The 26479-nt window shown below is 54.9% G+C and carries 27 protein-coding genes; 13 read left to right on the top strand and 14 right to left on the bottom strand.

Translation table 11 applies throughout. The annotated features are described in order from the left end of the window. The first annotated feature begins 21 nt into the window (after positions 1-21). From Kalk_RS12680 to Kalk_RS12670, 3 genes are all read left to right on the top strand, one after another. Positions 22-1512, top strand: coding sequence for a M16 family metallopeptidase (locus tag Kalk_RS12680; RefSeq protein WP_101894603.1), 1491 nt, complete (start codon positions 22-24; stop codon positions 1510-1512). Continuing rightward, complete coding sequence (gene rsmD, locus Kalk_RS12675) at positions 1509-2126, top strand: 16S rRNA (guanine(966)-N(2))-methyltransferase RsmD (RefSeq protein WP_101894602.1); 618 nt, start codon at positions 1509-1511, stop codon at positions 2124-2126. The genes Kalk_RS12680 and rsmD overlap by 4 nt, the downstream gene beginning before the upstream one ends. Positions 2127-2242: 116 nt before the next feature. Beyond that, positions 2243-3631: an aminoacyl-tRNA deacylase and HDOD domain-containing protein gene (locus Kalk_RS12670; RefSeq protein ID WP_158643476.1), complete on the top strand. Its 1389-nt coding sequence runs from the start codon at positions 2243-2245 to the stop codon at positions 3629-3631. 23 nt (positions 3632-3654) lie between these two features. Here Kalk_RS12670 and Kalk_RS12665 read toward each other — a convergent pair whose 3' ends face one another. Together Kalk_RS12665 and Kalk_RS12660 are read right to left on the bottom strand one after the other, a co-directional pair. Next, positions 3655-4146: a hypothetical protein gene (locus Kalk_RS12665; RefSeq protein WP_101894600.1), complete on the bottom strand. Its 492-nt coding sequence runs from the start codon at positions 4144-4146 to the stop codon at positions 3655-3657. Then, a complete protein-coding gene (locus tag Kalk_RS12660) occupies positions 4095-4739 on the bottom strand; it encodes a hypothetical protein (RefSeq protein WP_101894599.1) in 645 nt (214 codons plus the stop codon). Before Kalk_RS12660 ends, Kalk_RS12665 begins: the two co-directional genes overlap by 52 nt. Positions 4740-4963: 224 nt before the next feature. Between Kalk_RS12660 and Kalk_RS12655 the strand changes: the two genes are divergently transcribed. Then, on the top strand, positions 4964-5926 hold the full coding sequence (locus Kalk_RS12655) for a helix-turn-helix domain-containing protein (protein ID WP_158643475.1): 963 nt from the start codon (positions 4964-4966) through the stop codon (positions 5924-5926). A 27-nt stretch (positions 5927-5953) separates the two neighbouring features. On the opposite strand, the gene Kalk_RS12650 is transcribed toward Kalk_RS12655, so the two are convergent. From Kalk_RS12650 to rubA, 6 genes are all read right to left on the bottom strand, one after another. Continuing rightward, positions 5954-6781, bottom strand: coding sequence for a hypothetical protein (locus Kalk_RS12650; protein WP_101894597.1), 828 nt, complete (start codon positions 6779-6781; stop codon positions 5954-5956). Continuing rightward, positions 6778-8133 (bottom strand): dicarboxylate/amino acid:cation symporter, encoded by a 1356-nt coding sequence (locus tag Kalk_RS12645; RefSeq protein ID WP_199767906.1) that lies wholly within the window; start codon positions 8131-8133, stop codon positions 6778-6780. Before Kalk_RS12645 ends, Kalk_RS12650 begins: the two co-directional genes overlap by 4 nt. 263 nt (positions 8134-8396) lie before the next feature. Further along, complete coding sequence (locus Kalk_RS12640) at positions 8397-8777, bottom strand: hypothetical protein (RefSeq protein WP_101894596.1); 381 nt, start codon at positions 8775-8777, stop codon at positions 8397-8399. Positions 8778-8814: 37 nt separating this feature from the next. Continuing rightward, complete coding sequence (locus Kalk_RS12635) at positions 8815-9090, bottom strand: HU family DNA-binding protein (protein WP_101894595.1); 276 nt, start codon at positions 9088-9090, stop codon at positions 8815-8817. Positions 9091-9297: 207 nt separating this feature from the next. After that, positions 9298-10446 (bottom strand): NAD(P)/FAD-dependent oxidoreductase, encoded by a 1149-nt coding sequence (locus tag Kalk_RS12630; protein ID WP_101894594.1) that lies wholly within the window; start codon positions 10444-10446, stop codon positions 9298-9300. A gap of 16 nt (positions 10447-10462) precedes the next feature. Continuing rightward, positions 10463-10627 (bottom strand): rubredoxin RubA, encoded by a 165-nt coding sequence (gene rubA / locus Kalk_RS12625; protein WP_101894593.1) that lies wholly within the window; start codon positions 10625-10627, stop codon positions 10463-10465. A gap of 165 nt (positions 10628-10792) precedes the next feature. On the opposite strand from rubA, the gene Kalk_RS12620 reads away from it, so the two are divergent. The 4 genes from Kalk_RS12620 to phoR all read left to right on the top strand — a co-directional run bounded on the left by Kalk_RS12620 (position 10793) and on the right by phoR (position 14510). After that, positions 10793-11380: a chorismate--pyruvate lyase family protein gene (locus Kalk_RS12620; protein WP_101894592.1), complete on the top strand. Its 588-nt coding sequence runs from the start codon at positions 10793-10795 to the stop codon at positions 11378-11380. 34 nt (positions 11381-11414) lie between these two features. Next, positions 11415-12299, top strand: a complete 885-nt coding sequence (gene ubiA / locus Kalk_RS12615; RefSeq protein ID WP_101896306.1) for a 4-hydroxybenzoate octaprenyltransferase — start codon at positions 11415-11417, stop codon at positions 12297-12299. A gap of 76 nt (positions 12300-12375) precedes the next feature. Continuing rightward, positions 12376-13065, top strand: a complete 690-nt coding sequence (phoB, locus tag Kalk_RS12610) for a phosphate regulon transcriptional regulator PhoB (protein ID WP_101894591.1) — start codon at positions 12376-12378, stop codon at positions 13063-13065. A gap of 131 nt (positions 13066-13196) precedes the next feature. Then, positions 13197-14510, top strand: a complete 1314-nt coding sequence (gene phoR, locus Kalk_RS12605; RefSeq protein ID WP_101894590.1) for a phosphate regulon sensor histidine kinase PhoR — start codon at positions 13197-13199, stop codon at positions 14508-14510. A gap of 11 nt (positions 14511-14521) precedes the next feature. Here the strand turns inward: phoR and Kalk_RS12600 are convergent, their stop codons facing one another. After that, the gene (locus Kalk_RS12600) at positions 14522-15004 is read right to left on the bottom strand and encodes a YajQ family cyclic di-GMP-binding protein (protein WP_101894589.1); all 483 of its coding nucleotides are present in this window, start codon (positions 15002-15004) and stop codon (positions 14522-14524) included. Between the two features lie 144 nt (positions 15005-15148). Here Kalk_RS12600 and Kalk_RS12595 point away from each other — a divergent pair, with 144 nt between their 5' ends. Both Kalk_RS12595 and traF read left to right on the top strand, forming a co-directional pair. Next, positions 15149-15790: a hypothetical protein gene (locus Kalk_RS12595; RefSeq protein ID WP_101894588.1), complete on the top strand. Its 642-nt coding sequence runs from the start codon at positions 15149-15151 to the stop codon at positions 15788-15790. Positions 15791-15794: 4 nt separating this feature from the next. Then, positions 15795-17153: a conjugal transfer protein TraF gene (gene traF, locus Kalk_RS12590; RefSeq protein ID WP_158643474.1), complete on the top strand. Its 1359-nt coding sequence runs from the start codon at positions 15795-15797 to the stop codon at positions 17151-17153. 66 nt (positions 17154-17219) lie between these two features. Here the strand turns inward: traF and phoU are convergent, their stop codons facing one another. The 5 genes from phoU to Kalk_RS12565 all read right to left on the bottom strand — a co-directional run bounded on the left by phoU (position 17220) and on the right by Kalk_RS12565 (position 23886). After that, positions 17220-17951: a phosphate signaling complex protein PhoU gene (gene phoU / locus Kalk_RS12585; RefSeq protein ID WP_101894586.1), complete on the bottom strand. Its 732-nt coding sequence runs from the start codon at positions 17949-17951 to the stop codon at positions 17220-17222. A 22-nt stretch (positions 17952-17973) separates the two neighbouring features. Continuing rightward, positions 17974-18759, bottom strand: a complete 786-nt coding sequence (gene pstB, locus Kalk_RS12580) for a phosphate ABC transporter ATP-binding protein PstB (RefSeq protein WP_233716896.1) — start codon at positions 18757-18759, stop codon at positions 17974-17976. 97 nt (positions 18760-18856) lie between these two features. Beyond that, positions 18857-20518 carry a phosphate ABC transporter permease PstA gene (pstA, locus tag Kalk_RS12575; protein ID WP_101894585.1) on the bottom strand — a complete coding sequence of 554 codons (1662 nt, stop codon included), beginning with the start codon at positions 20516-20518 and terminating at the stop codon, positions 18857-18859. Between the two features lie 15 nt (positions 20519-20533). Further along, positions 20534-22801: an ABC transporter permease subunit gene (locus tag Kalk_RS12570; RefSeq protein ID WP_101894584.1), complete on the bottom strand. Its 2268-nt coding sequence runs from the start codon at positions 22799-22801 to the stop codon at positions 20534-20536. Positions 22802-22887: 86 nt separating this feature from the next. Then, the gene (locus tag Kalk_RS12565) at positions 22888-23886 is read right to left on the bottom strand and encodes a PstS family phosphate ABC transporter substrate-binding protein (protein ID WP_101894583.1); all 999 of its coding nucleotides are present in this window, start codon (positions 23884-23886) and stop codon (positions 22888-22890) included. A 219-nt stretch (positions 23887-24105) separates the two neighbouring features. Between Kalk_RS12565 and Kalk_RS12560 the strand changes: the two genes are divergently transcribed. Genes Kalk_RS12560 through Kalk_RS12550 form a run of 3 tightly spaced genes read left to right on the top strand, consistent with a single transcriptional unit; the run spans position 24106 to position 26478 of the window. Then, complete coding sequence (locus Kalk_RS12560) at positions 24106-24666, top strand: TRAP transporter small permease subunit (protein WP_101896304.1); 561 nt, start codon at positions 24106-24108, stop codon at positions 24664-24666. Then, entirely contained in the window at positions 24663-26033 is a 1371-nt protein-coding gene (locus Kalk_RS12555; protein ID WP_101894582.1) for a TRAP transporter large permease, read from the top strand. Before Kalk_RS12560 ends, Kalk_RS12555 begins: the two co-directional genes overlap by 4 nt. A gap of 31 nt (positions 26034-26064) precedes the next feature. Further along, on the top strand, positions 26065-26478 hold the full coding sequence (locus Kalk_RS12550; protein ID WP_101894581.1) for an acyl-CoA thioesterase: 414 nt from the start codon (positions 26065-26067) through the stop codon (positions 26476-26478). Position 26479: the final 1 nt, after the last annotated feature.

Here is a 26479-nt window from a genome sequence, read left to right as displayed (position 1 = left end):
CCATAAGGATTGCAAATAAATATGAGTGAAGAAAGCCGCATCAGCCGCAAAACCCTCAGCATCATGACTCTGGTGATCACCCTCTTCATCGTGGTGCTGTACAACCTGCCCGGCAGCCGCAAGCCCGGCTCCGTAGAGCCAGGGCCGTTGATCCTCCCCAGCCAGTCAAGCGAAACCCTGCAGGAACGGGAGGACGGCCTCAAACTGACCTCGCTGGAGATGATCGAGAACGCCAAAAGCAAGCCCTACAAAGTGCGCATCGAAGCCTGGAACACACCCAACGGGGCCAAAGTATTGTTCGTACAGGCACCGGAGATTCCCATGCTGGACGTGCGCGTGGTGTTTGACGCCGGAGCCGCCCGTGATGGGGATTTACCCGGCCTGGCCAGCATCACCAATGCCATGCTCACCGAAGGTGCTGGCATCGCCGATGTCGATACCATCGCTCGCACCTTTGAAGGGTTGGGCGCCAACATCAACACCGGCTCCTATCGTGACATGGCCGTGGTCAGCCTGCGCACCCTGTCTGACCCACAATACCGAGATCCCGCCCTGACCCTGTTCTACGATGTGGTGGCCCAACCCACCTTTCCGGAAAGCAGCCTGGAGCGGCTGCGCGGGCAGATGCTGCTGGGCCTGCAACAAGAACAGCAAAGCCCCGGCGCACTGGCTCAAAAAGCCTTTTTTGAAGGCCTCTATGGCGACCTGCCCTATGGCATTCCCCCCAACGGCACCGAAGACAGCCTGACCCGCATCAACGGCGAAGATCTGCGCCGTTTCCACAGCAGCCACTACGTAGCCAGCAACATGGTGATCGCCATGATCGGTGCCATTGACCGCACCCAGGCCGAACTGATTGCCCTGCAACTGGATAAGCAACTGCCGGTGGGCCAAGCCGCACCACCGCTGCAAGCAGCCACCAGCCTGCCGCAAAGCAAAACCCAGCATGTGGAATTCCCCTCCAGCCAAACCCACATCATGGTAGGCGGCCTGGGGGTAAAACGGGGTGACCCAGACTGGTTTGCGCTTTACGTCGGCAACGAAATCCTCGGTGCCGGTGGTTTCAGCGCCCGCCTTAACAAAATCATCCGCCAGGACAACGGCCTGGCCTACAGCGTGTACAGCCATTTCATTCCCATGGCCAGCCAAGGGCCATTCCTGATCAACCTGCAAACCCGTAACGATCAAACCCAACAAGCCCTGACCCTGCTCAACCAGACCCTGGGCGAGTTTGTGAAAAACGGCCCCACCGACCAAGAACTGGACGATGCCAAACGCCATATCCTGGGCAGCTTTCCCCTGCAAACCGCCAGTAACAGCAACATCGTGGACTACCTCGGCTTAATCGGATTCTACAACCTGCCCCTCAACTATCTGGACACCTACATCGGCCAGATCGAGGCCGTGGACGCCCAGGCTATCCGCAAAGCATTCCAGCGCGTGGTCAACCCCAACGCCCTGCTCACCATCACCGCAGGCCAGACCGCCAGCAAAGGCGATACCCAGCAGTGAGCCCAAGATCCAAAACCAGCCCCGCCAGCAAAGGCGAACTGCGCATCATCGGCGGCCAGTGGCGAGGCCGCCGCCTCAGCTTCACGGCAGAAGAAGGCTTGCGCCCCACCCTCGACCGTTATCGGGAAACCCTGTTCAACTGGCTGATGTTTGATGTGGAAGGTGCCCGCTGTCTTGATCTGTTCGCCGGCAGCGGGGCCCTCGGGCTGGAAGCCCTGTCCCGGGGTGCCCGCCATGTGGACTTTGTAGATGCCAGCCCCCAGGCCGCGCAGAATATCCGCGAGCACCTGAAAACACTGGGCTGCCAGCAAGCCGGAGTACACCATCGCGCCGCCGAGGCCTGGCTCAAGCAACAGGCCCAAGCGGCCACCGACCTCGCGGTTGAGGCCTACGATCTGATCTTCCTCGACCCCCCATTCCACAAAGACCTGCTGCAACCCTGCCTGTATCTGCTGGAATATCAGGGCTTTATCAAACCGGAAACCAAACTCTACCTCGAAGCAGAAGCCGACTTCAACGCCAGCCGACTGCCAGAGCACTGGCACGTGATTAAACAAAAAACCGCCAAGAATAAGATTTTTTTCTTGCTGGAATGCCCCACCCCCAGGCCCTAACCTGCCAAATCAGTCACATACACCACAATTTGCACAAAACACGGTATATACCTCATGTGGCAGCATTCGCAGCCGCTACTATGCTTAGTGGCATGGCACATTGTGAGGTAAGTAGCATGCCCCTACCCCCATCCGTGAGCGAGCGACTCAGCTCCCAGGGAATCGACTACCAAATCATCGAAGCGGCAGAAATAGCCCCCCTGCACCAGCTCTGCAGCAGTGAACAGGCCAGCCCCAGCCAAATCGTAAAACTGGTGGTGCTGCAGGATTCACTGGGCCACCTGCAGGCCCTGATCCCGGCCGACAGCCTGCTGGATCTATCCCGGCTCAGTGAACTCAAGGGCCGCAACCTGGTTGCCATCACCCCCCAGCAACACGAAGAGATGGCGCGCTCCCAGGGCCTGGAACAACTGCCGGCGTTCCCCCTCAACGACAGCCTGCCATTGGTGGTGGAAAAACGCCTGATCGAAGCCGACAGCCTGTACCTGGAGATGAGCATCAGCGGCCAACACCTGAAGTTGACCCAATCAGAATTTGCCAAACTGGTGAGCCATGGCAGCATCGCGGATTTCTGCATCAGCCTGAATCGCCTCACCCCTAATGACAACGACCGTGCCGCCGTAGAAAGCTCCGTGCAGCGGTTTACCAAACTGCGCATCCAGCGCCGCCTGGAAGAAACCCTGGAAATGCCCCCGCTGCCGGAAACCGCTGAACAAATCATTCAGCTGCGCATCGATCCGGAAGCCGGTGTGGGTGAACTGGCAGAACTGGTAGAAAGAGATCCCAGCCTGGCCGCGCAAGTAGTGAGCTGGGCCAGCTCCCCCTATTACGCCGCCCCCGGTGCCATCAAATCCGTGCACGATGCCGTGGTGCGGGTATTGGGTTTTGATCTGGTTATCAACCTGGCGCTGGGCCTGGCCTTGGGCCGCACCCTCAAACTGCCCCAGGATGGCCCCCACGGCGTCACCCCATTCTGGCAGCAATCCGTCTACTGCGCCGTGACCATGGAAGGACTGGTCAAAGCCATGCCCTCCGAACGTCGCCCCTCCATCGGGCTGGCCTACCTGAGCGGACTACTGTCCAACTACGGCTACCTGGTGCTGGCCCATATATTCCCCCCCTACTTCAACGTTATTTGTCGCAACATCGAAGCCAACAGCCACGTCGACCCCCACCTCATCGAACAACACATACTGAGCGTGGATCGCGAAACCCTGGCCAGTCAGCTAATGGATTGCTGGAGCATGCCCGAAGAAGTCATCCAGGCACTGCGCTGGCAGAACTACCCGGACTATCAGGGTGATTACAACCTCTACGCCCGTCTGCTCTACGCCAGCAATCAATTGCTGCGCAGCGTCGGCCTGATACAAGGCCCGGTGCATGATCTGGATGATAAAGTGTACGAAGAACTGGGTATCTCGCCGGTTGACGCTCTGCAAGTCATCAACCGGGTGGTGGCACAAAAAGATGAATTACGGCAGATGGCGCGTAATTTGGAGGGGTGAGCCCCTGCTCAGCCCCAACAACATCACTGCGCGGTTAACCCCGCAATGGCATCCAGCCACTGATGATAAGCCTGATACGCATCTGGTCGAACGAAGGTAGTGTGCGCGGTTAACCCTCGCAGCCAGCCCTGCGCGGCAACGGGCTCCACCTGCAGCAATCCCATCAACGGATCATAGGCGTCATTCACCGGAATCCCCGACAGATCCGCCAGCACCGGCGGGTTTAGCGTCAGCCCGGCGATTTTCGCCAGGGAAAACGTGGCTGCGTTGGTCGCCACGGTATCGTCCAGGCCATATTGCAGGAACAGGGGCTTGGTATCGCGATTGAACGACTCAGCCAACATACCACCTTCCACCATGTCCACCACATGCTGCGCGAGGGTCGCTTGAAAGGCCGTTTCGCCAGCGGAAAATTCCGGCGTGATGAGATTCTTGAAGCCCAGCCCCCAGAACATCGAGTGCGTCATGATGCGGGCAATGCCGGTGCCCGCCACCTGCAGATAGGCGCCGTCCACACGATCGTCGAATGCCGCAAAACCACTGCCTCCACCAGTCCGTCTTCACCACGAAAATCCGGCAGCAACGCGCGCCCCCTGATTTTCGCTGCCACCGTGCCCCTACGGTAATAACGCGTGCCCGTGAACTCCACCGGATAATCAAACTCGGCAATGGCCTGCTGGCCGCGCCGATGCTCCCCAATGATCGATTCCGCCGGACTGCGGCCTGCCACCACCTCGATGGGCGCGCCGGTATCCACTGAGAATGCATGTACCCATTGCCCTGGATCAGACTCCAGCGCCGCCATCGGTGCATCCAGGCCCAGCTCAAACATGGCCGCACCCAAAGGGCTGAAGCCGTCACGACCGTTGAGTATGGCCGCAGGTCGCACCCGCGCCGGCAACAGGTCGAGTTTGTGCGGAGGTAACACGTCATCGCTGATCGAAACCTGGAGGCCGGTGGCCGAGCCCGCATCCGGCACCGTGAATTCGTTACTGGGGAATGGCAGAGCACAGGTGTGGGCCTCAAGCCCGGTACAAGCCACTGCCAGGGCCGTGCTACTGAGCCAGCAACAGGCAAGGACAAGCACGATCAAATTCCGTAGATCCATGAAAAAACTCCCTTTTTTATTTTTATTCCACTCTCGACACAGCCATTGTGTCGTTTGATCTTCTCAGGCAGCACAGCAAAGCCTGCCCTGATCCTACTGCAGCGTCACTCATAGCAGCAGGTCAGTTTTTTCCATTCGGTGGCAACGCGCCTTGCATGTCAGGCTGCATCGGACTAAAAGAGATAGAGGGAACGCTTCAGCGGGAACAGGGAAGGGATTTCGTCATGTACCGTTTTCACAAACAGGCCGATGGTCGTGCACACCATGTAGCCATTGCTTTGTGCCAATTGTTACGCGAGATGCAGCGCGAGGCCGGCATGGACGTCGAGCCACCCAGCGCCGTGCAACAGCCATGGGAGGTAATGCGTTTTGGTGCCGAAACCAGCGCACTGTGCGCTGTTCTGAAAGATGATTGTGCGGGGCTGAACTACGGGGCCCGCCTGGCCTCGGTTCCAGAAGTGGTCGCCACGATCGACGGCGCAGGCTGGAAAACGCTGTTGGAACTGCTGGGGCTGTTGAAACAATTTCACGTTATTTCCGGCGTCACCATCTCTGCCCACATCCTGTTTGAACGGGATGCGTGCACACTGGATATATCACTGCCCTATCTCAGTGTCCCTCTAGCGGTTGAGCATTTTGCACTGCAGGCGTGTCTGAACCTGGTTTACATGACCCTGTTACGCCATGGCATGGCAGCGCAGGCACTGCACAGCATCAACTGTCTTGAAATTAGCCAGCGCCAAACCTATCGCATCCGTTTTTCTGCATCCGCACTGCAAAAAGCCGGCAAACGACAAGCCGCACCGAATCCGGAAAGCCTCCGCCATCTGCTGACGCCGGTACTGGCGCGCAGTCCGATTTCGTTTCAGGTTGAACATACCTTAAGCAACAGCGAAACCCTGCCGGATGCCGAACACATCTGCCAGCAACTCAACATCAGTCGGGGAACGCTGCATCGCGGGCTCAAAGCCGGTGGCACCCATTTTCAGCAACTGCTGCAAAATGAAAAACGACAGCGCGCCACCTATTGGCTTTCGATCGAACAGGTCACCATAGAGGAGGTCGCCGCGCGACTGGGTTATAGCGATGCGTCGAACTTTCGCCGTGCTTTCAAGAAATGGACCGGACACTGTCCATCGGAATTGCGCGACCATATCATCAAGAATCACAGCAAATACTTGGTCTAATAACGCAGACGCAGGGCAAGCGCCCGACTAGTTCCCAGCCAGCTGCACGTTCTCATTGATCTGCTCCCGCGCCTCGCGGAAGGAATCCTGCATGGCATCCAGACACAGGGCCATGAATGCTTCGAAGGCGGGGTCGTCCAGTGATACCAGCAAATCCCGAACCCGACTGCTGGGCGTGCGTTTGAGCAAGTACAGATAGGCAAAGACCGCGTTCTCGCTGATCTCACCTTCTACGGTAGCACGGTAATCTTCCAGTTGACGCTCCAGCAAATCTTCCGGGAACGTTTCACTGGTTTTCAGGTGGGACACTGTGGCCAGCAGCTGCTTGCGCAGCTCTACTTTCAATTCAGTTTCCAACGCCGACTGCTGTAATTGTTGATCCAGTGAGGACAACAATTGCAGGCGGGTTTCGTTGGGGGAGTGCTCTTGCACCTTAATACGATAAGAGCGCATGGCTTGCCGTACATCGGCATCGGTCAATTGCAACTGTAATTGCTGTAGCGCCTGCAGAGATTTGGATTCCAGCACCCTGTTCAGCTCCTGCATCTGCTGCGGAGAATAGTCACGCTGCAACCGCGCCACAATATCCTGTTTCAGACGCTCGGAGCCGAGCCGCAAACGCAGTTGGTCGCGCATCTCTTCTAGTTGTGTTGCGGTAAAACCCAGCGGCGCGTTTTCGAGGTTACGGATCTCCTGCTCGATCAAATCATTAGCCTGATCCAACACTACACTCACCCCTGCGGATTCGATGTAGCGCTCCCACTGCTCTCTTGTCTGCGCGTTCTGATCCGCCCACAGCACGCCTGACCCCATTGTCAGCATGACTATCGACACTACCCCAATTAACCGCATCATCCCGGTTGAACCTCCACAGCATCGGGGTCATCAAACACGGCCTGATCCAGAGCACCCTCTGAGCGCGCTACCGTACAGGTAACCACGGCATCACCGGTCACATTCACCGCTGTGCGCACCATGTCCAATATCCGATCTACCCCAAGTATCAAACCAATGGCCTCTGCCGGCAGCCCCACCTGCCCCAGCACCATCGCTAATGTAATCATGCCAGCACTGGGCACGGCGGCGGTGCCAATGGAGGCCAACGTAGCCGTCGCTATCACTGTTAAAAATTCACTCACACCCAGCTCAATACCGTAGGCGCTGGCGATGAACACCGTAGCCACCCCTTGCATGATGGCGGTGCCGTCCATATTAATGGTGGTGCCCAAGGGAATGGTGAACGACGCCACCGAGTTCTTTACACCCAGTTTTTTCTCCACGACGCCCATGGTGACCGGCATGGTGGCAGCGCTGCTGGCGGTACTGAACGCAAACATCAGGGCCGGGCGCATTTTGGTCAGAAAGATAATCGGGTTGAGGCGGGCAACCAGGGTGAGGATGGTCATGTAGGTGCCCGTAAAATGCAGCGCCAGTGCCAGCAGCACACACCCCATATAGGCACCCAGCCCTTTAAGCAGATCAACACCTTGCTCGGCGAACACTTTGCCTACCAGAAAGAACACGCCGTAGGGAGCCAGCTGCATAATAAGCTGCACCAGCTTCATCACCACCACGTTCAGATCTTCAAAAATCGCGCCGATGCGCTTGCCCTGAGCCCCGGTATGGTTGAGGGCGATGCCCACCAGAATGGCAAACACGATTACCTGCAGCATGTTGCCTTCGGCCATGGCCTGCATTGGGTTATCCGGGAAAATATTGATCAGTACCTGCACGAAGGGCGGGCGCTCCTTGGGCACGTAACGCTCGTAATCACCCTCCAGGTTCGCACCCGCACCAGGGTCGATCACCTGTGCCACCATCAGCGCCAGCGTAATGGCAACACCGGTGGTGAGCAGATACAGCACAAAGGTTTTGCTGCCAAGGCGGCCCAGGCTTTTGCTTTCCTCGGAGGCAATCACCCCGCAGATGAGGGACACCAGCACCAGAGGCACAATCATGAGTTTGAGCAGGTTAACGAAGATTTTACCGAATACCAGAAAGACTCCGTCGATCAGGTATTCCTGTATCCAGAGATCAACAGGGGAGTCTGGCACTATCTGGGGTAGATAGTGCATTACCAAGCCCACAGCAAAACCCAGCAACAACCCGACGAAAATGCGGATGGTCAGTGTGTCTTTCTTGTGGTGCTGGTTGTGGCTTGAGCCTTCACCGTGGGCGGCTTGCCCCGGTTGCAGCGATTCTGTCACCCCGGATCCTCTTACTGGTCTTTCAGGCAGCTTTTATTGGCTCCTTCCGTGGTGCCCACCGGTCGCCGGAGCCAAATTCCTTTTCCAGCGCCAGCGTCTTAGTCTGGAGAAATATCGTCTAGCGATGTCTTGCGCCACCGCTGTGCAGTTTTTGAGCAGCGCAGACTGTAGCAACGGGACATAACAAAAGCCAGTTCACGTTAAGTTTCGTCACAAAACCTCAACGAAACAAGTGAAGTTTTACCGAAAGCCCTGATAAGTGGTTACTTTTTCTTCTTTTTCGGCGGAAAAAACTTAATCAGGCTCATGAACCACATCATTTCCTGAGCCTCGCCGGTCACGACGATCTCTTTGGAGCCCATTCCTTTCATGAAGGCCATCTTATCTTTGCTGGCGTTCATGATGGTTCGGTAGGCGTATTCAGCATCCTTGAATGACATGCACATATTAGGCTTGGGGTGCAGGCCTGCGCAGGGCTTCACCTTTTGATCGCGAATAATGTAATAGCGGGCTACCTTGGCGCTCTCGGTGCGAAACTGAAGGACAGTGTCCTTCTCTTCCAGCTTTTCTTTGAACGCGTCGTTATGGTTGGCAAGCCAACGCATACGCCAACCCAAAATCAGCAACAAGAACCAAAACTTCATAGCAGCATTCCCAAAAGCGAGTGTGTAAATTGAGTGTTTATCCAGAGATGGCGTCTTTCAGACCCTTGCCTGGCTTGAAGTGAGCATTGTGACCTGCCGGGATATCAATGGGCGCGCCGGTTTGGGGGTTGCGACCGGTGCGGGGGCCGTAGGCACGCACTTCAAACACACCGAACCCAGGCAAGCTAACGCGCTGGCCACGGCTCAGTTCCAGGGTTATCTGATCCAGCATCACATTCAGCAGATCTCGGGCGGCTGTTTTTGTAATATTGAGCTTTTCTGCAAGCGCCGCTTCTACTTCTGATTTCTGCATGTGTGAGATCCCCTCAAAAGCGGCGATTGTATACCGGATGGGGGTGCAGGGAAAGGCGAAGGGCTCTAGTTCAACCCCAACTTCTGCGGCTGTTGGAATCGGTAAAACCCGCACTGAATCAGGCAGCGGGCCTTCGCGACCTCGCTGCCTGTTTTTTAAACGACTAATTCGGAGGGTTAATCACGTGCTGTGTTAACCCAAACGAAATCAACCCAAGAGTGGCGGCAATTGCTTCGCCAGGGCGTTTTTCTCGGCGGTAGACTCTCCGGTTAGGGCAAAGCCCCGCACGGTGCCTGCCGCATCTTTGAACAAGGCTTTTACATTAAGGCCATCGGCTTCCACTTCCCAGGTGCCTTCGACACCGTTGGGTGCAGGCGCCACCACCACCGGGCAAGCCGGGGTTTTAATGGCCACGGGCATGGGGCCGTATGCCACTGCGGTCTCGGTGCCAGCCAGCGTTTTAGCCAGGGCGCGGGCACCCGCCATCAGCGGCAGCACATACAGCATGACGTTGCCTTCGACTTCTGAGCAATCGCCCAAGGCATATACGTTAGCGGCATTGGTGCGCAGGAAGCGATCCACTTTAATGCCACGATTCACGTCAATACCCGCAGCTTGCGCTACCTTAATGCGAGGGCGTAAACCAATGGCAGACACCACAATGTCCGCCTCTGCCGCAGAGCCGTCTGACAGGCTCAGCACAACACCGCCATCGGCCTGATTCACCGCCGTCACATAAGGGCCAAAGCGAAACTTAACACCAATGGCTTCCAGGCCCTGCTGCACCGCGGCCGAGGCCTGCTCCGGCAGCAAAGTGGGCAACGGACGGCCCAGAGGCTCCATCACTTCCACCTCAAATCCGCCATTGGTGAGATCATTGGCAAATTCGCAACCGATCAAACCACCGCCCACGATGGCCACCCGCTTCTTGCCTTCCAGGGCAATTCGAAAGCGGCCGTAATCCATCAGATCGTTGACAGAATAAACCTGCTCTAAGCCATCACCTTCCAGAGGCGGACGAAACACTTCCGCACCCCACGCCAGCACCAGCTGGCTGTACGGCAGAGTTTCACCATTATCCAACTGCAGGGTCTGTGCGGAGGTATCAATAGTGCTGACACTTACCCCGGTGCGAACCTCGGCACCCAGTTGTGCGGCCATGGTATCGGCATCGGCCATGGCCAGTTGATCGGCGGTTTTATCCTTGGTGAACCCGGTGGACAGCATAGGCTTGGAATAGTTACGCCCATCGTCGGAGGTGAGCAGCGTCAGGGGCTGCTCCTTATTCAGTTTTCGAAATTCTTTCGCCAGGTTGTAACCGGCCAGGCCAGTTCCAACGATGATGACAGGATCCATTAGGGGGGTTCCTTACTTAACCTTCAATAAGCTCAAAATCTTCTTTGGTTACACCACAATCAGGGCAAACCCAATCATCGGGGATGTCTTCCCACTTGGTGCCCGGCGCAATACCGTCTTCCGGCCAGCCTTCTGCTTCGTCATAGATATAACCGCATACGATGCATTCGTATTTTTTCATGTGTACACCTTTCTACTAATGTCAGCCTCTGTAAAGAACGGGCAAATTACGTGCGAAACCCCAAAAAAGCAAGTCAACTGAATCAATTTGCTCACGCCAGAAACAGCAATTCGCCCTGCTTTTCGCTACAATCAGCTGCAACACCATCAATAGTTTCAATACTTTATGCCAAACCAGCACTTTCTTCCGTCGATCCTGCAAGATCAGGCGCTGTACCTGGGGAGCGGCGGCAGCAACCCGCCCTACCGGGTGCCCCGCCCCTATCGCACCTGGCTGTTGGATCGGGGCTCCCTTACCCGTCGCCTGATTCATGCCAGCGACGGTGCATTTCGGGTGAAACTGCTGCGCCAGGGGCACCAAATAGCCACCGATCACGAGCGCGAGGCCCTGCAACTGCAGCAGCGCAGCTGGCCGTTCCTGCGGGAAGTAGCGCTGCTGTGCCACGAACAGCCCTGGGTATTCGCCCGCACCGTGATCCCGGTGGAGACGCTGCAGGGGCCCGCCCGCGCCCTCACCCGGCTTGGCAGCAAGCCCCTGGGTGCGGTACTGTTCAACCACCCCCACGTGCGACGGGGCCCGATTGCGGTATACCGATTGGACGCAGCCCGAGTCAGTCAAGACTTTGCCGGGCAGGGCAGTATTTGGGGGCGGCAGTCCGTGTTCTATCTATATGACAAGCCCTTGCTGGTGAGTGAGTACTTCCTGCACGACTGCCCCATGTACGCCAATGGCTCAGAAACCCATTCTGTTTGAAGCAAGCCTGCTTGAGGAACCGTAAGTGGCATCACTGAAAGAACTGCAACTGTCCAACTCCCCGCTACGCCGCCTGCCGGACTTCATCGCTCTGGGCCGACTGGATCGCCCCATCGGCATTTACCTGCTGATGTGGCCCACCTTATGGGCGCTTTGGATCGCCGCAGAAGGCAACCCCAGCTTCAAATTGATCTTCATCTTTATTGCCGGTGTGATCCTGACCCGCACCGGCGGCTGCATCATCAACGACTACGCCGACCGCAACTTTGACGGAGACGTCAGCCGCACCGCCAATCGCCCGCTGGCCACCGGGCGCGTCAGCGGTAAGGAAGCACTCGCTATCGCTGCACTTATCGGCCTGCTTGCGTTCGTGCTGGTACTGTTCACCAATCAGTTCACCATCATGTTGTCGGTGGGCGGCCTGCTGCTGGCCTGCGCCTACCCCTACATGAAACGTCACACCTACCTTCCGCAGCTGGTTCTGGGGGCCGCCTTTGCCTGGGCCATCCCCATGGCATTCGGTGCCGTCGGCGAATCGGTGCCGGAACACGCCTGGCTGATTTACCTGGCCACCGTCTCCTGGACCATGGCCTATGATACCCTCTACGCCATGGTAGATCGGGATGACGACCTCAAAATCGGCATCAAATCCACCGCCATCCTGTTCGGTGACATGGATCTGCTGATGGTCGGCGTGCTCAACGCCACCGCACTGTTGGCCATGGGCCTGTTGGGCAGCCGATTGGACTTCAGCCTCTGGTATTACGCTGGCCTCGCTGCCGCCGTCGCCCTCTGGAGCTGGCAATTGTGGCAGTGCCGCAACCGCGACACCGACGCCTGCTTCAAAGCATTTCTGCACAACCACTGGGTGGGCGCCGTGATATTTGCCGGCATCTTTCTGCATTACAGCCTGTCCTGACCCACAAACGTCATTTTTCTGTAACATTGATACACTTAAATGCGTGATATCGAATTCGAAGTGGAACAGATGAATCATGGCCGACGTAAAAATTCTGATCGTCGATGACGAAGAAGCAATTCGCGAAATGATTTCCGTATCACTGGAGCTGGCTGGGTTCCAATGGATGGAAGCAGAGAACGGGCAGGTAGCTCACAGCATGATCGTGGACGAGCGCCCCGACTTGGTTCTGCTGGACTGGATGCTGCCTGGAGTGAGCGGCATAGAGCTGGCCCGACGCCTGAAGCGGGATGAAGCCACGGCTGAGATCCCCGTAATCATGCTCACCGCCAAAAGCGAAGAAGACAACAAAATTCAGGGCCTGGATGCAGGGGCGGACGACTACATCACCAAACCCTTTTCCACCCGTGAGTTGATCTCCCGCATCAACGCCGTACTGCGCCGAGCCAAAGGCGACCAGAACAAAGCCATCCTGGTGGACGGCCTGGCGCTGGACCCGGTGAGCCACCGCATCACCGCCGACGAACGCCCAGTGGAAATGGGGCCGACGGAATACCGCCTGTTGGAATTCTTCATGACCCACCAGGATCGAGCCTACTCCCGCGCCCAGTTGCTGGATCAGGTCTGGGGCGGTAACGTGTACGTGGAGGATCGTACCGTGGACGTGCATATCCGACGCCTGCGCAAGGCGCTGGCACCCCATAAATACGATCATCTGGTGCAAACCGTACGCGGCACAGGCTATCGTTTCTCAACCAAATTTTGATATAAAATCAACTATTTGGAGCGCTCACCAAGCGCAGACCGGCAACCACACCTGAATATTGTCGCAACGCAACAGAAATGCTACTAGAGTACGATAGTATTCTCCCGAAATCGTTTATCAGGGTGTAGTGCGTGTTTAAAGAATGGAACATCGAACTTAACCAGTTCATCATTCTCATCCTCATCGGCGCGGTGGGCGGCTGGAGCCTGGGTTATCCGGGTATCGGTGTGGCGCTGGTGAGCGTACCATATTGCTTATGGATGCTGTTGCGCACCCGTGACCTGGCGCGCTGGCTGACCTCTGAAGACAAATCCGATCCACCGGAAAGCACCGGTGTCTGGGGCCTGATCTTCGACAACCTATATCAGCAGAACAAAACCTACAGAACCCACATAGATAACCTGCACAACATCATCATTCGCGCCCAGCAATCCACCAATGCCATACGCGACGCCGTGGTAGTGGTGGACAAATACGGCAACCTGGAGTGGTGGAACGACGCAGGCACCCACCTGCTGGGCTTCCAACTGAAAACCGACCGCAGCCAGAACCTCACCAACCTGTTGCGGGATCCACGTTTCATTCGTTACTTTGAAGCGGGCAACTTCCAACGCCCCCTCGAAATCCCTTCATCCATACAGGCCGGTGTCATACTGCAGTTCCAGATCACCACCTTTGGCGAGGGCGAACGCCTCATCGTAGCCCGTGACGTTACCCGCGTTCACAACCTGGAGCAGATGCGGCAGGATTTCGTGGCCAACGTCTCCCACGAACTTCGCACCCCGCTGACGGTCATCAAAGGCTATCTGGAAACCTTTATGGACTCCCTGCAGGAAGACCACCCACAGCTGAGCCGGGGCCTCCATCGCATGAACGAACAGGCCTTGCGCATGGAAGCCCTGGTAAACGATCTGCTGCTATTATCACGGCTGGAAACCGACAACAGTCAGCAGTTAATCAAACCCGTCGGCATCCCCAAGCTGCTGCGTCAGATCTACCACGACGCCCAGGCCATGAACGAAACCAAACAACACAACATCATCCTGGAAGTGGATGAAGATCTGGATATCAACGGCGATCACGAAGAACTGCGCAGCGCATTCTCCAACCTGGTGATCAACGCCATCAAATACGCCCCGGCGAAAAGCAACATCACCATCCGCTGGAACGAAGATGAAAACGGCGTCTACATGGAAGTGGAAGACGATGGCGACGGCATTGACCCCAAGCACCTGCCACGCCTAACCGAGCGCTTTTACCGTGCTGATCAAAGCCGACACGCCAAAACCGGCGGCACCGGGTTGGGCTTGGCCATCGTCAAACACGTATTGATTCACCACAATGCAAAGCTGGAGATTTTCAGTGAACTGGGGGAAGGCTGCGTATTTACCTGCCATTTCCCCCGCAAGAACATCGTTCCCAAAGCACAGAAATCCGTAGCCTGAGAAGCTACTGATTAATCGCGGAAATTTTCATACTGCAGAGGCATCTCGAACTTGGCCTCACGCAACATGGCGATCACTTCCTGCAGATCATCCCGCTTCTTACCGGTGACCCGCACCTTATCGCCCTGGATTGAAGCCTGCACTTTCATTTTGCTGTCCTTGATCAGCTTCACCAGCTTTTTCGCCTGATCAGAATCCAGGCCCTGACGCAGCGTCAGCTTCTGGCGAGCCTCGCTCAAGTTGACCTCCGGATCGGCCAAATCAATACAGCCAATATCAATGCCGCGCTTGATCAGTTTTCCTTCAAGAATGTCCTGCAACTGACGCAAATGGAAATCCGCATCCCCCACCAGGGTAATAACATTCTTATCCTGCTCGAAAGTGCACTTGGTGCCTTTAAAATCAAAGCGGTTGCTGATTTCCCGCTTGGCCTGATCCACCGCGTTATCCACTTCGTGCATATTAAGTTCTGAAACAATATCGAATGAAGGCATTATTTTCCCCGAAACGTGCAATTTCGCACATAGTAATGCATCGGGGTCGGCCTGTGTAGAGCGGCAAACGGGCTATACTGATCAAAGTTCGCCTCTTATATGCACCGCACATATATTGAACAATGGAAACCGGAGCCGCCCTGCATGAAACTCGTCGTTAAAATGCTGATATTTTTTGTCATCATGGCCTTTGCCGGGCCCTACCTGCTCATGGGGCCCGATGGCATGCAAAAACTCATGCAGATTAAAGACATGCTGCCCGGTATGGATTTTTCCTTACCGGATATTGATGACGCCGCCGATCTGATGAGCACTGGGGCAGGCACAGAGAGCAGCCAGCAATGGATTCAATGGTCCGACGACAAACCCCCATTACAACCTGATCAACTCACCCGTGAGCAATTAGCCGTACTGGATATCCAAGCGCAGAAAAACATCTTCTACCGCTGGCAGGATGAAAACGGCGTGTGGCAATTCAGCGAACTGCCCAATCGCAATACCCTGAATATGGTGGTACGTACCGACCCCAACGCCAATGTATTACAAGGTCTCACCGCAGATCAGATCGACTCGGCATTTGGCCGCGTTAAAAACACCAACTCCATCATGGAGAACAACCCTCTGGCAAACGGTGAAGGGCTGGAGCCAACCTTACCGGTTCCCACCACCGTTCCTATCGCCGAGATTCCCAAGCTGATTGATCAAGCTAAGGATGTTCAACGCATCATGGATGAACGCATGCAAAGAATGGACACCATGCTGGGATCACCAACCTATGGCAAATAACGCTATGAAACTTCAATCTCCATTACTGCTACCACTACTTCTGTGCGCCACATCCGCCGTGGCCCAACCGTTTGCCACCCTGGACGCACGCTCCATGGCCATGGGTGACACTGGCGTTGCTTCTGCCCAACCCGGCACCGCTGCGCTATTCAACCCAGCCCTGCTGAGTTATAACAGCGATGGCGAAACCATCCACATCATACTACCCAATCTCGGTGTGAGTGTATTCGCCGACCCCGATGCGCTGGATGCCTACAACGAAATAGAAGATGAAGCCTACATCGACAACATAGACATCGCCATTCAAGGCATGGAAAACCCGGACAACCAAGCCGACTTCATTCGTAACAAAGAACAGTTCACCAACAATTCACGCAGTTTGAGCAGCAACCTGAACGAACTGAGCGAACAACCCTTTCGCATTAACGCCGCCGGGTTTGCCAGCGTCGCCATTCCCACCAAAGCACTGGGCCTGGCGGTATTTGCCAATGTGAACGCCACCATCGAAACCACACCCATTGTGACCGACTGCGACACAGAGCTGCTTAACGATTACGTAGATTTTTTCGAATCGGTGCAAACAGAAGCAGAGCTGTATATCGCCGCCTCCACCAACCCCACAGCAGGGTGCAACGATACACCTATAGCCGTGCAGTCTGGGGCTAGCGTCATTATTACTGACCCCAGCGATGATCTAACCTCAGAAGTCATCGTTGCCGGAGTCACCATCAGTGAACTGGGCATCGCCATCGCACACGACTTTCGCCTGTTTGGCAAAGACGTGTCGCTGGGCATCACACCCAAACTGCAAACCATAACCAGCTATTACGCTACCCCGTCTGTGCAACAATTGGATGACGACAACTACGATCTTGCTGACGAACTGGAAGACAGCGAGAACGATGACAGTGATGTGAATTTGGATATCGGGTTGGCCACCAGCTTTCTCAGCGATTCGCTCACCGTTGGCCTTACCATCAAAAACATTATAGCTAACCAGTACGAAACCAGCGTTTCACCACGCACCGGAAGAGCCGTAACTTTTGACGTGGACACTCAGGCCAGGCTCGGCGTTGCCTGGGATGCACCGGCAGGGCTGACCTTTGCTGCCGATTTGGATCTTACCAAGAACAAACCGTTCTTTTTAGGTGAGGACACTCAGTTCCTGGGAGTCGGTGTGGAATGGGATGTCGCCAGCATGATACGCCTGCGGGGCGGCCTGCGCTCTAACCTGGCAGATGCAGACGATCAAGCGATCACCGCAGGCCTGGGCTTTAACATTATCGCCGTGTATTTCGATTTAGGCGCCCAGTTCAGCGAAAACAATGCCGGTGGCGCCTTGCAAGTGGGCGTGCAATTCTAAACGATAAAGGCCGCAGCTGGTTAGCCGCGGCCTTTATCGTGTTACCTGACGCAATCCAGTGGGCTATTAAACACCCTCACCGTTATTCACCAAGTCGTTATCATCCAACGAAGACAACGGCATATGACGAATGTCCTTACCTTTCACCAGGAAGATTACCTGCTCGGCAATGTTACGGGCGTGATCACCGATGCGTTCCAACGCACGCAGGCTCCACATCACATTCAAAGCCCGCTTGATGTAACGGGGATCTTCCATCATAAATGTCACCAGCAAACGCATGGCTGATTCGTATTCCACATCAACGGATTTATCTTCTCGCACAACCGCAATGGCCTGCTCTACATCAAAGCGGGCAAAAGCATCCAGCGCCTGACGCAACATGGCATTAACATGATTACCGATGTGCCGAATTTCGATGTAACCACGGGGAATAGCGCCATCCTCTGACAACCGAATCGCCATCTTGGCAATCTTGTTGGCTTCATCACCAATGCGTTCCAAATCCGTATTGGCTTTCGTGGCCGCTACCAACAATCGCAAATCGCTGGCCGCTGGTTGACGCAAGGCAATAATACGAGTGCATTCTTCATCAATGCGTCGCTCCATGCCGTTAACCTGCTTTTCGTTACTGATGACTTCCGCCGCCAGAGCGCTGTCGCCTTCCACCAACGCCTGCACCGCATCAATAACCTGCTTCTCAACCATGCCACCCATAGCAAGAATGTGGCTACGAACCTCTTCCAAGTCAGCGTTAAACTGTTTGGAAATATGCTGGGTAAATTCTTCGCTACTCATCCACGTTCTTCCTCTGCATGCATCAGCCGTAACGGCCGGTTATGTAGTCTTCTGTTTTCTTCTGTTCCGGGTTAGTGAACAGGGTATCGGTATCTTTATATTCAATCAGGTCACCCAAGTACATAAACGCAGTATAGTCGGAAACCCTAGCTGCCTGCTGCATATTGTGAGTAACGATGACAATGGTATAGCGATCTTTTAACTCGCTGATCAATTCTTCTACTTTCAGCGTGGAAATCGGATCGAGTGCAGAGCATGGTTCATCCAACAACAACACTTCCGGCTCCACCGCGATGGTGCGCGCTATCACCAAGCGCTGCTGCTGACCACCGGACAGGCCCAACGCATTATCGTGCAAACGGTCTTTCACTTCATCCCACAGCGCTGCACCTTTCAACGACCATTCAACACGCTCATCAATAACGCGCTTTTTGTTGATGCCCTGAATACGCAAGCCATAGGCGACATTTTCATAAATCGTCTTGGGGAACGGATTCGGTTTCTGGAACACCATGCCCACCCGTCGACGCAAATCAGTGACGTCCACCGTACGATGAAAAATATCATTATTATCGAACAGGATCTCGCCTTCGGTACGACAGATATCCACCAGATCGTTCATGCGGTTAAAACTACGCAGCAGCGTGGACTTTCCGCAGCCACTGGGGCCGATAAACGCGGTAACACGCTTTTTGGGGATCGACATATTGATGCCATGCAGCGCCCGCTTCTCACCATAAAAGAGGCGGTAGTCCTTCACCTGAATACAGATGTCCTCGTTCTCCAATTTATTCGGAACCAGATCCATATCCACTACTTTGCGTCCGACTTCCATTTTTCTGGGTGTTTCCGCTGCTGTCATGGTGTCACCGCCTTTAATTACATCAGAATTCAGTTCAGTCATATTAGCTCTCCAACGACCGGTATTTTTCCCGCAGTCGATTTCGGATCATGATGGCCGTCAGGTTCAGCATCACAATCACCACCACCAGCAATGCTGCCGTGGCGTATACCAGCGGACGGGCCGCTTCTACATTGGGGCTTTGAAAGCCCACGTCATAAATATGAAACCCAAGATGCATGAATTTGCGTTCCAGGTGCAGATACGGAAAGTTTGCATCCAGCGGCAAGGTTGGTGCCAGCTTGACCACACCTACCAGCATCAACGGCGCTACTTCACCCGCCGCCCGAGCAATCGCCAGAATCAAACCTGTCATCATGGCCGGGCTGGACATGGGCAGGATAACTTTGGTGATGGTTTCAAACTTGGTGGCACCCAGTGCCAGGGAACCTTCGCGCAGGGATTTTGGAATTCGGGTAAGCCCTTCTTCGGTGGCAACAATAACCACAGGCAGGGTCAACAAAGCCAAAGTGATAGAAGCCCACATCAAACCCGGCGTGCCAAACACCGGTGCCGGTGACGCTTCGGGATAGAACAGCGCGTCCAGGTTGCCACCCAGGAAATACACAAAGAAACCCAAACCGAATACACCATAAACAATAGAAGGCACACCTGCGAGGTTGTTCACCGCCACCCGAATGGTTTGAGTGAGCGGGCCCTGCTTGGCATACTCACGCAAATACACCGCCGCGATCACACCAAAGGGCGTCACAATCACGGACATCAAAATAACCATCAGCACGGTACCGAATATGGCCGGGAACACCCCGCCCTCAGTATTGGCTTCACGGGGATCATCTGACAAAAACAACCACAACTGATGGAAGTAATCCCCCACCTTGCCGACCAGTGACATTTTGTTGGGCTGCTTATATTGCACCACCAGTTTGAGGGGTATTTCTTTTTCCACGCCCCCCATGGTTTTCGCTACCAGGCTGTCCCGACTGATTTGCTTATTCAACTCATCCAGCTCGAGTTTTAAGCTGCTGTATTGAGCATCCAGAGCCGCACGATCTTCTTGCAACTGCATGCGCGCAGCCTCATCAAGGGTGCCACTCAACTCCAGCTTGCGCTCTTTCAGGCGCAAGCGCTCAAGTTCATAGTTAATAGCGCCGATTTGTTTGTTCTCGATTTCACGGATCTGGTCGAACAAGTCCAACGCCCGCTCCATGCGTGTTTCCAACTCGGTCAAGGCTTGCGCACCGGTGGCCACCGCTTTTCCGTCTTGCTTCACTGCATCCAGATAGCCGTAAAAGTTGCCCCACTCGCGCCGTTCAACCACCATCAGCTCGTCGGGTGCGGATACTTCTCGCAGGTTTTCAGCAATCAACCAGCGAAAATCCAGCCCTGTAATGTCACGGTTACCGGTTTTGATCAGCATACGCTTGACCACTTTCACGTCGGCCGGGATATTTACACCCGTATCCCGAACCCGTGAGGCTGCCACCCATTCTTCATCGGCGATCTCACCAATCAGGTTGTATACGTTGCCGCTGGCCTCTGTGTAGGTGCCTTCGATAATGGTATGGGGCCAGAAGTGGGACAAACCACGTACGGCCACCAAACCCAGCAGACCCACCACCATCACCACACAAATTGCCACCGCGCCAGCATTTAACCAGACCCAGGGCTCACCCTTGCGAAACCATAGTTTCATTGAATTCATTGTCGTTTCCCCCAATTACAGCGAGCCGTATTTTCCGCGCAGGCGCTGACGCACCACTTCGGCGGTGGTATTCACCAGGAAGGTGAAAATAAACAGCACCAACCCGGACAGGAACAGAATACGGAAGTGGGTACTGTCCACTTCAGCTTCTGGCATTTCCACGGCGATGTTGGCAGACAGGGTTCGCAATCCTTCGAAGATATTCATATCCATGATGGGCGTATTACCGGTGGCCATCAGCACAATCATGGTTTCCCCTACTGCGCGCCCCAGACCAATCATCAAGGCAGAAAAAATACCCGGGCTGGCAGTCGGCAACACCACCCTGACCAAGGTTTGCCAAGGTGTAGCGCCCAATGCCAGTGATCCTTGCGTAAGGCCTTTGGGCACTGCAAATATCGCATCTTCTGTAATCGAAAAGATCGTTGGAATCACGGCAAAGCCCATGGCCAGACCGACCACCAGAGAGTTACGCTGATCAAAATCGATACCCAGATCGTTGGATAACCATTCACGCATGCTGCCACCGAAAAAGGCGGCTTCGATAGGATCACTCATCCACATGGACAGTGCTCCGGCCAGCACCACCACAGGAATCAGGATAACCGGCACATAACCATCGGGCACCCGTGTACTCAGATCCCGTGGCAACCGCGACCATAAAAAGGCCGCGATAATACAGAACAGGGGCGTTAGCACCAGTATGCTGGTTACCCCCGCCAGATTGGCTTCCACCAACGGTGCCAACCACAACCCGGCCAGAAAGCCGAGGATAACGGTAGGCATCGCTTCCATTAATTCAATGGTGGGTTTTACCTTGGTACGCAGGCCCGAAGCCATAAAATACGCAGTATAAATTGCACCGCAAATAGACAGCGGCACTGCCACCAACATAGCGTAAAACGCCGCTTTCATCGTACCGAAGGTAAGCGGCATCAAACTGAACTTGGGTTCAAAATCGTTGCTGGCAGAGGAGCTCTGCCACGTGTAGGTGGGCTCTTCGTAGCGCTCATACCAGATCTTGCTCCACATGGAAGACCAAGACACCTCGGGGTGCTCGTTATCCATATGAAACCTGACCGGTGCACGCTCACGGGCCTTGAAAATAGCGGTATCACCACGGGGCGACATGGCAATCCAATCGATGGCTCGATCGGTAATGGTTTCATCCAACACCTCACGCTCGGCGGTGGTGTTAAACAAACCGATATTGCCGTTGGCATCGCCGGCAATAAAGCCCTTACGACGATGCTCGGTTTGCAGGGCAGTGATGGCCACACCGGGTTCCAGCGTCATCGTACGCACTTTGGCAAGGTAGGGCTGATTATTGTCGTTATAGGTGACAAACCACTGACTGATACGCCCTTTATCGTCGCCGATTAACAGCGAGAAGCCACCCAGCAGAAAATCGCTGACGGTGATCCGTGTCTGGGTATCGACCACATCGGCAATGAACACGCGCATCTCACTTACCGGGTTACGCAGATCCAATACCTCAACCTTGCCCTGGGCTTCTACCAAAAATAACCAACGCTGATCCAGGCTCAACAGCAGGTTGGCCAACTTGCCAGAGGGTGCGGGTAAACGTACGGTATCAATTTCCTGCAGTTCAACCTCATCCGACAGGAAGCTTTCGGTTTTGGCAAAATCCTTCATATATAAGTCGCCAGCAGCATTAGCGGCAACAATTCGGAGCTGATCTCCGGATTCGCGATAGGCCAGATGCTGGATAGCCTCCCCATCCAACACGGTTATCGGCTCCTCACCCAGCGGATAAACAATATCGGGGTGAACCGTTTTGTCCTGCATCGTAGCGCCATACTCGATGCGATAGGATGGCTTTTGAATCAGCACACTGCCATCGGCAAAACCCAAAGCGTAAGCCCTGGTGCCCGGCGCATCCTTGGAAAAAGCGGTAATAGGGCTGGAGTTTGGCAACGCCGGGTTGCTAACCAGCTCACCGCTGCTGGCGTTGTAAAAAACCGGGCCTCGCACCTGATCCACAGCCAGAGCGACCTGGCCCTGCTCCTCCACCACCGTGAAATACGGCGTCGTCAAATCATAAGCAGTGAGGGTGCTGCGTTCTTCCATGGACGCGGGCATAAACAACGGCAGAACTTCATACAACAGGTAGAAAAATATCAGGCATATCGCAAATATAACCCCAACGCCACCGGCACTGATGCCCGCAGCCGCCACCTGATCTTTCAACTTGCGATACCGACGCATCTTGGCCAGACGCTGCTCGGACACCCCAAATAATGATTCGCTTGTTGATTCCATGGAAACTGAACTCACTTCTCAGTTGTGACAAAACGGGGCTACAGCATCTGTGCAGCCCCGTTTCATTTCATCCCAAATGGGAAAGTTTATTTTGCAGCTATTTCAGATTTAATGCCCAGCTTGCCAAGGGTTTTAGCAACCATGGCAGCAGGCATCGGAATGTAGCCATCTTTCACTACGATTTCCTGACCTTCTTTGGACAATACCAGCTTAACGAACTCACGCTCCAAAGGAGACAGTTCCTTACCGGGAGCCTTGTTCACGTAGACATACAGTGCGCGAGACAGAGGGTAAGAACCGTTCAAAGCAGATTCGGGGCTGGCATCGACATACTTCTCACCTTTCTTGGAAAGAGGCAGTGCACGTACGCTGGAGGTCTTGTAACCGATGCCGGAATAACCAATACCGTTCAGAGAAGTGGCAACGGACTGCACAACTGAGGCAGAACCAGGCTGCTCGTTCACGCTGCTTTTGAAGTCGCCCTTACACAACGCCACTTCCTTGAAATAACCGTAAGTGCCCGACACTGAGTTACGACCATACAGCTGCACATCACGGCCAGCCCAATCGCCGGTCAGACCCAGATCAGCCCACTTGCTGATGTCTTTTGCGCCACCGCAAGTACGGGTAGAAGAGAAGATCGCATCCACTTGCTCGATGCTCATGCCCTTGATGGGGTTGTCTTTGTTTACAAATACCGCCAGAGCGTCAATCGCTACAGGAATAGCGGTGGGCTTGTAGCCGAATTTCTTTTCGAAGGCTTCGATCTCTTTATCCTTCATTTTACGGCTCATGGGGCCCAGGTTTGAGGTACCTTCGGTCAGAGCCGGTGGCGCAGTAGAGGAACCGGCAGCTTGAATCTGCACAGCCACATTAGGATACTGCTTCTTGAATTCTTCGGCCCAAAAAGTCATCAGGTTGGCCAGAGTGTCAGAACCCACGCTGGAAATGTTACCAGATACGCCACCTACTTTACTGTATGCAGGCAACTTAGGATCGACTTTAGATTCAGCCTGAACGCCGGTTGCGATCAGTGCAGCGCTGGCGGTGATCGCTATGGATGTTACTAATTTCTTGAAATTCATGGATTTTCTCCGAGATTATGGACTTAATTTCAGGGTAACTAGCGTTTCATGCCCCCCATGACCTCGGAACTATAGGGGTGACGCGTGACAATTATATTACAGATTGATTGCGATTAGAGCCGCTGGTCGCATTTTTGGCCTGGATGGATTCTTTGCCGGACGGGTGACGCTGCCGCTATAATGCGCCGCACTCAACCTGGGGAAGTGTCTCACAGCCACATGACAACAATAATTGCCTACCTCGACAAAGTCAGCGATGCCTTGGGCCGCCTGCTGGCCACCGCTTCCATCGCCATCATGGCGGTGACGTTTCTGGTGGTGGTGATGCGCTATGGTTTCAGTGCCAGCGGCCTGACCCTGGCAGGTTTCAGCATCAGCGCCATAGCTCTGCAGGAAAGCGTCATGTACCTGCACTCGATCCTGTTTATGTTGGCCAGCGCCTACACCCTGAAACATAACGGCCACGTACGAGTGGACGTGCTTTACCGCAGATTCAGCCCTAAGGGCAAAGCCTGGGTGGATTTGCTGGGCACCTTATTCCTGCTGTTTCCCATGTGTGGCTTTATTTTGTTCGCCAGCCTGGATTTCGTCTCCTTCTCATGGCAGATACAGGAGCGCTCCGGCGAGGCAGAAGGCCTGCCCTATGTCTACGTATTGAAGTCCCTGATTCCGGCAATGAGCGGCCTGCTGCTTATCCAGGGCTTGATGGAAGTGTTGCGTAACATCGGCATCCTCACCGGAAACATCGCCCCTCAGCCGCAGGAGTCTAATGTCGTATGATTCCTTTATTAATGTTCTTGGCTGTCTGTCTGGCTCTGATGCTGGGTTATCCCGTTGCCTTTACCCTGGGGGGTGTCGCTCTGGCCTTCGCTGGCGCGGGCGTGTTACTGGGAGGCTTTGACCCAACGCTGCTCAACGCCCTGCCGAATCGCCTGTACGGCATCATGGAAAACCAGACTCTGCTGGCGGTGCCCTTGTTCGTGCTGATGGGGGTTACCCTGGAAAAGTCCAAGGTGGCGGAGAACCTGCTCAATGCCATGAGTCGCCTGTTTGGCCGCTTTCCCGGCGGGCTGGGATTGTCTGTCACCCTGGTAGGTATGCTGCTGGCAGCCAGCACCGGCATAGTCGGAGCCACCGTCGTCACCATGGGCCTGCTGGCTCTACCCACCATGATCAAGCGCGGTTACGATCCGGCGCTGGCCACAGGCAGCATTGCCGCTACCGGCACCCTGGGGCAAATCATCCCCCCTTCTATCGCTTTGGTACTGCTGGGTGACGTGCTCTCCAACGCCTACCAACAGGCTCAGCTCAACATGGGGATTTTTAACGCCGACACCGTGTCCGTGGGCGACTTGTTCGTTGGAGCGCTGATACCGGGCCTGATCATGGTGGCTCTGTACATGGCTTATATCGTCACCCGCGCCATCATCGACCCAACCTGCGCGCCGCCCGTGGAGGATGACAGCGCCGATCAACCACCCCTGCTAAAACAGTGCGTGCAAGGATTGGCACCGCCTTTATTGCTGATCGCTGCCGTCTTGGGCTCGATCCTGGCAGGCCTGGCCACCCCCACGGAAGCTGCTGCCGTCGGCGCGCTGGGCGCCTGCCTGCTAGCGCTGCTGCAAAATCAGCTCAATCGTCGTAATTTGCAAGAGATCATGATCTCCACCACCAAAGTCACCTGCATGGTGTTCGCCATCCTTATCGGTGCCACGCTGTTCTCTCTGGTGTTTCGGGGATTCAACGGAGAAGAACTGATCCACGAATTCTTCAACAACATGCCCGGCGGGGTTTTCAGCGCTATGTTGCTGGTCATGGTGGTCATCTTCCTGTTGGGGTTTATCCTGGATTTTATCGAAATCACCTTTGTTGTGGTGCCCATTGTAGGGCCAGTGCTGCTGGCCATGGGCATTGACCCCGTCTGGTTTGGGGTGATGATCGCCGTTAACCTGCAAACCTCATTCCTCACACCACCGTTTGGCTTTGCCTTGTTTTATTTGCGGGGCGTCACACCAGACAGCATCCCCACCACCACGATTTACCGTGGCGTGGCTCCTTTTATTCTGATTCAGATCGTGACTTTGTCACTAATTGCAATTTGGCCTTCACTTGCCACATGGTTGCCGGATATAGTCTATAACTCATAAAGACAGATCCATTTCGCGGTATAGGACGCTCATGAACGACATAGCAGAAGACGATAACGACGACTTCCCTAAACCTCAGGGAGAACTGGCGCTGCAAACCATCGCCATGCCTGCGGATTCCAATTCCGACGGGGACATTTTTGGAGGCTGGTTGGTATCCCAGATGGATTTGGCTGGTGCCGTTTGCGCCAATCGCCTGGCCCGTGGCCGAGTGGCCACTGTGGCAATCGACTCCATGGTGTTCTTACGACCGGTTGCAGTAGGTTCAGTGATAAGCTGTTATACCCATGTAGAAGATATCGGCCGCAGCTCAATGGCCATCATTGTGGAAGTCTGGGCTCAACACCACAGCGACACCGAACCCCGCAAGGTAACAGAGGGCCAGTTTACCTTTGTGGCCATAGACGAAAACCGTCGCACTCGACCGGTTCCCCGCACGGCCTGAG

The organism is Ketobacter alkanivorans, from assembly GCF_002863865.1.
Lineage (GTDB): Bacteria > Pseudomonadota > Gammaproteobacteria > Pseudomonadales > Ketobacteraceae > Ketobacter > Ketobacter alkanivorans.
The sequence above is the reverse complement of the archived record's forward strand: the minus strand, read 5'-3'. Positions and strand labels throughout refer to the sequence as shown.

Coding starts and splice junctions, on each gene's coding strand:
- phoU (WP_101894586.1), bottom strand. CDS start 17,951: ATGAGTAGCGAAGAATTTACCCAGCATATTTCCAAACAGTTTAACGCT.
- Kalk_RS12670 (WP_158643476.1), top strand. CDS start 2,243: ATGCCCCTACCCCCATCCGTGAGCGAGCGACTCAGCTCCCAGGGAATC.
- pstA (WP_101894585.1), bottom strand. CDS start 20,518: ATGAATTCAATGAAACTATGGTTTCGCAAGGGTGAGCCCTGGGTCTGG.
- Kalk_RS12630 (WP_101894594.1), bottom strand. CDS start 10,446: ATGGATCCTGTCATCATCGTTGGAACTGGCCTGGCCGGTTACAACCTG.
- Kalk_RS12620 (WP_101894592.1), top strand. CDS start 10,793: ATGCCAAACCAGCACTTTCTTCCGTCGATCCTGCAAGATCAGGCGCTG.
- Kalk_RS12560 (WP_101896304.1), top strand. CDS start 24,106: ATGACAACAATAATTGCCTACCTCGACAAAGTCAGCGATGCCTTGGGC.
- Kalk_RS12655 (WP_158643475.1), top strand. CDS start 4,964: ATGTACCGTTTTCACAAACAGGCCGATGGTCGTGCACACCATGTAGCC.
- traF (WP_158643474.1), top strand. CDS start 15,795: ATGAAACTTCAATCTCCATTACTGCTACCACTACTTCTGTGCGCCACA.
- Kalk_RS12570 (WP_101894584.1), bottom strand. CDS start 22,801: ATGGAATCAACAAGCGAATCATTATTTGGGGTGTCCGAGCAGCGTCTG.
- Kalk_RS12635 (WP_101894595.1), bottom strand. CDS start 9,090: ATGCAGAAATCAGAAGTAGAAGCGGCGCTTGCAGAAAAGCTCAATATT.
- Kalk_RS12550 (WP_101894581.1), top strand. CDS start 26,065: ATGAACGACATAGCAGAAGACGATAACGACGACTTCCCTAAACCTCAG.
- Kalk_RS12600 (WP_101894589.1), bottom strand. CDS start 15,004: ATGCCTTCATTCGATATTGTTTCAGAACTTAATATGCACGAAGTGGAT.
- Kalk_RS12680 (WP_101894603.1), top strand. CDS start 22: ATGAGTGAAGAAAGCCGCATCAGCCGCAAAACCCTCAGCATCATGACT.
- Kalk_RS12640 (WP_101894596.1), bottom strand. CDS start 8,777: ATGAAGTTTTGGTTCTTGTTGCTGATTTTGGGTTGGCGTATGCGTTGG.
- Kalk_RS12660 (WP_101894599.1), bottom strand. CDS start 4,739: ATGGATCTACGGAATTTGATCGTGCTTGTCCTTGCCTGTTGCTGGCTC.
- pstB (WP_233716896.1), bottom strand. CDS start 18,759: ATGGATCTGGTTCCGAATAAATTGGAGAACGAGGACATCTGTATTCAG.
- rubA (WP_101894593.1), bottom strand. CDS start 10,627: ATGAAAAAATACGAATGCATCGTATGCGGTTATATCTATGACGAAGCA.
- Kalk_RS12565 (WP_101894583.1), bottom strand. CDS start 23,886: ATGAATTTCAAGAAATTAGTAACATCCATAGCGATCACCGCCAGCGCT.
- Kalk_RS12595 (WP_101894588.1), top strand. CDS start 15,149: ATGAAACTCGTCGTTAAAATGCTGATATTTTTTGTCATCATGGCCTTT.
- phoB (WP_101894591.1), top strand. CDS start 12,376: ATGGCCGACGTAAAAATTCTGATCGTCGATGACGAAGAAGCAATTCGC.
- Kalk_RS12555 (WP_101894582.1), top strand. CDS start 24,663: ATGATTCCTTTATTAATGTTCTTGGCTGTCTGTCTGGCTCTGATGCTG.
- Kalk_RS12650 (WP_101894597.1), bottom strand. CDS start 6,781: ATGATGCGGTTAATTGGGGTAGTGTCGATAGTCATGCTGACAATGGGG.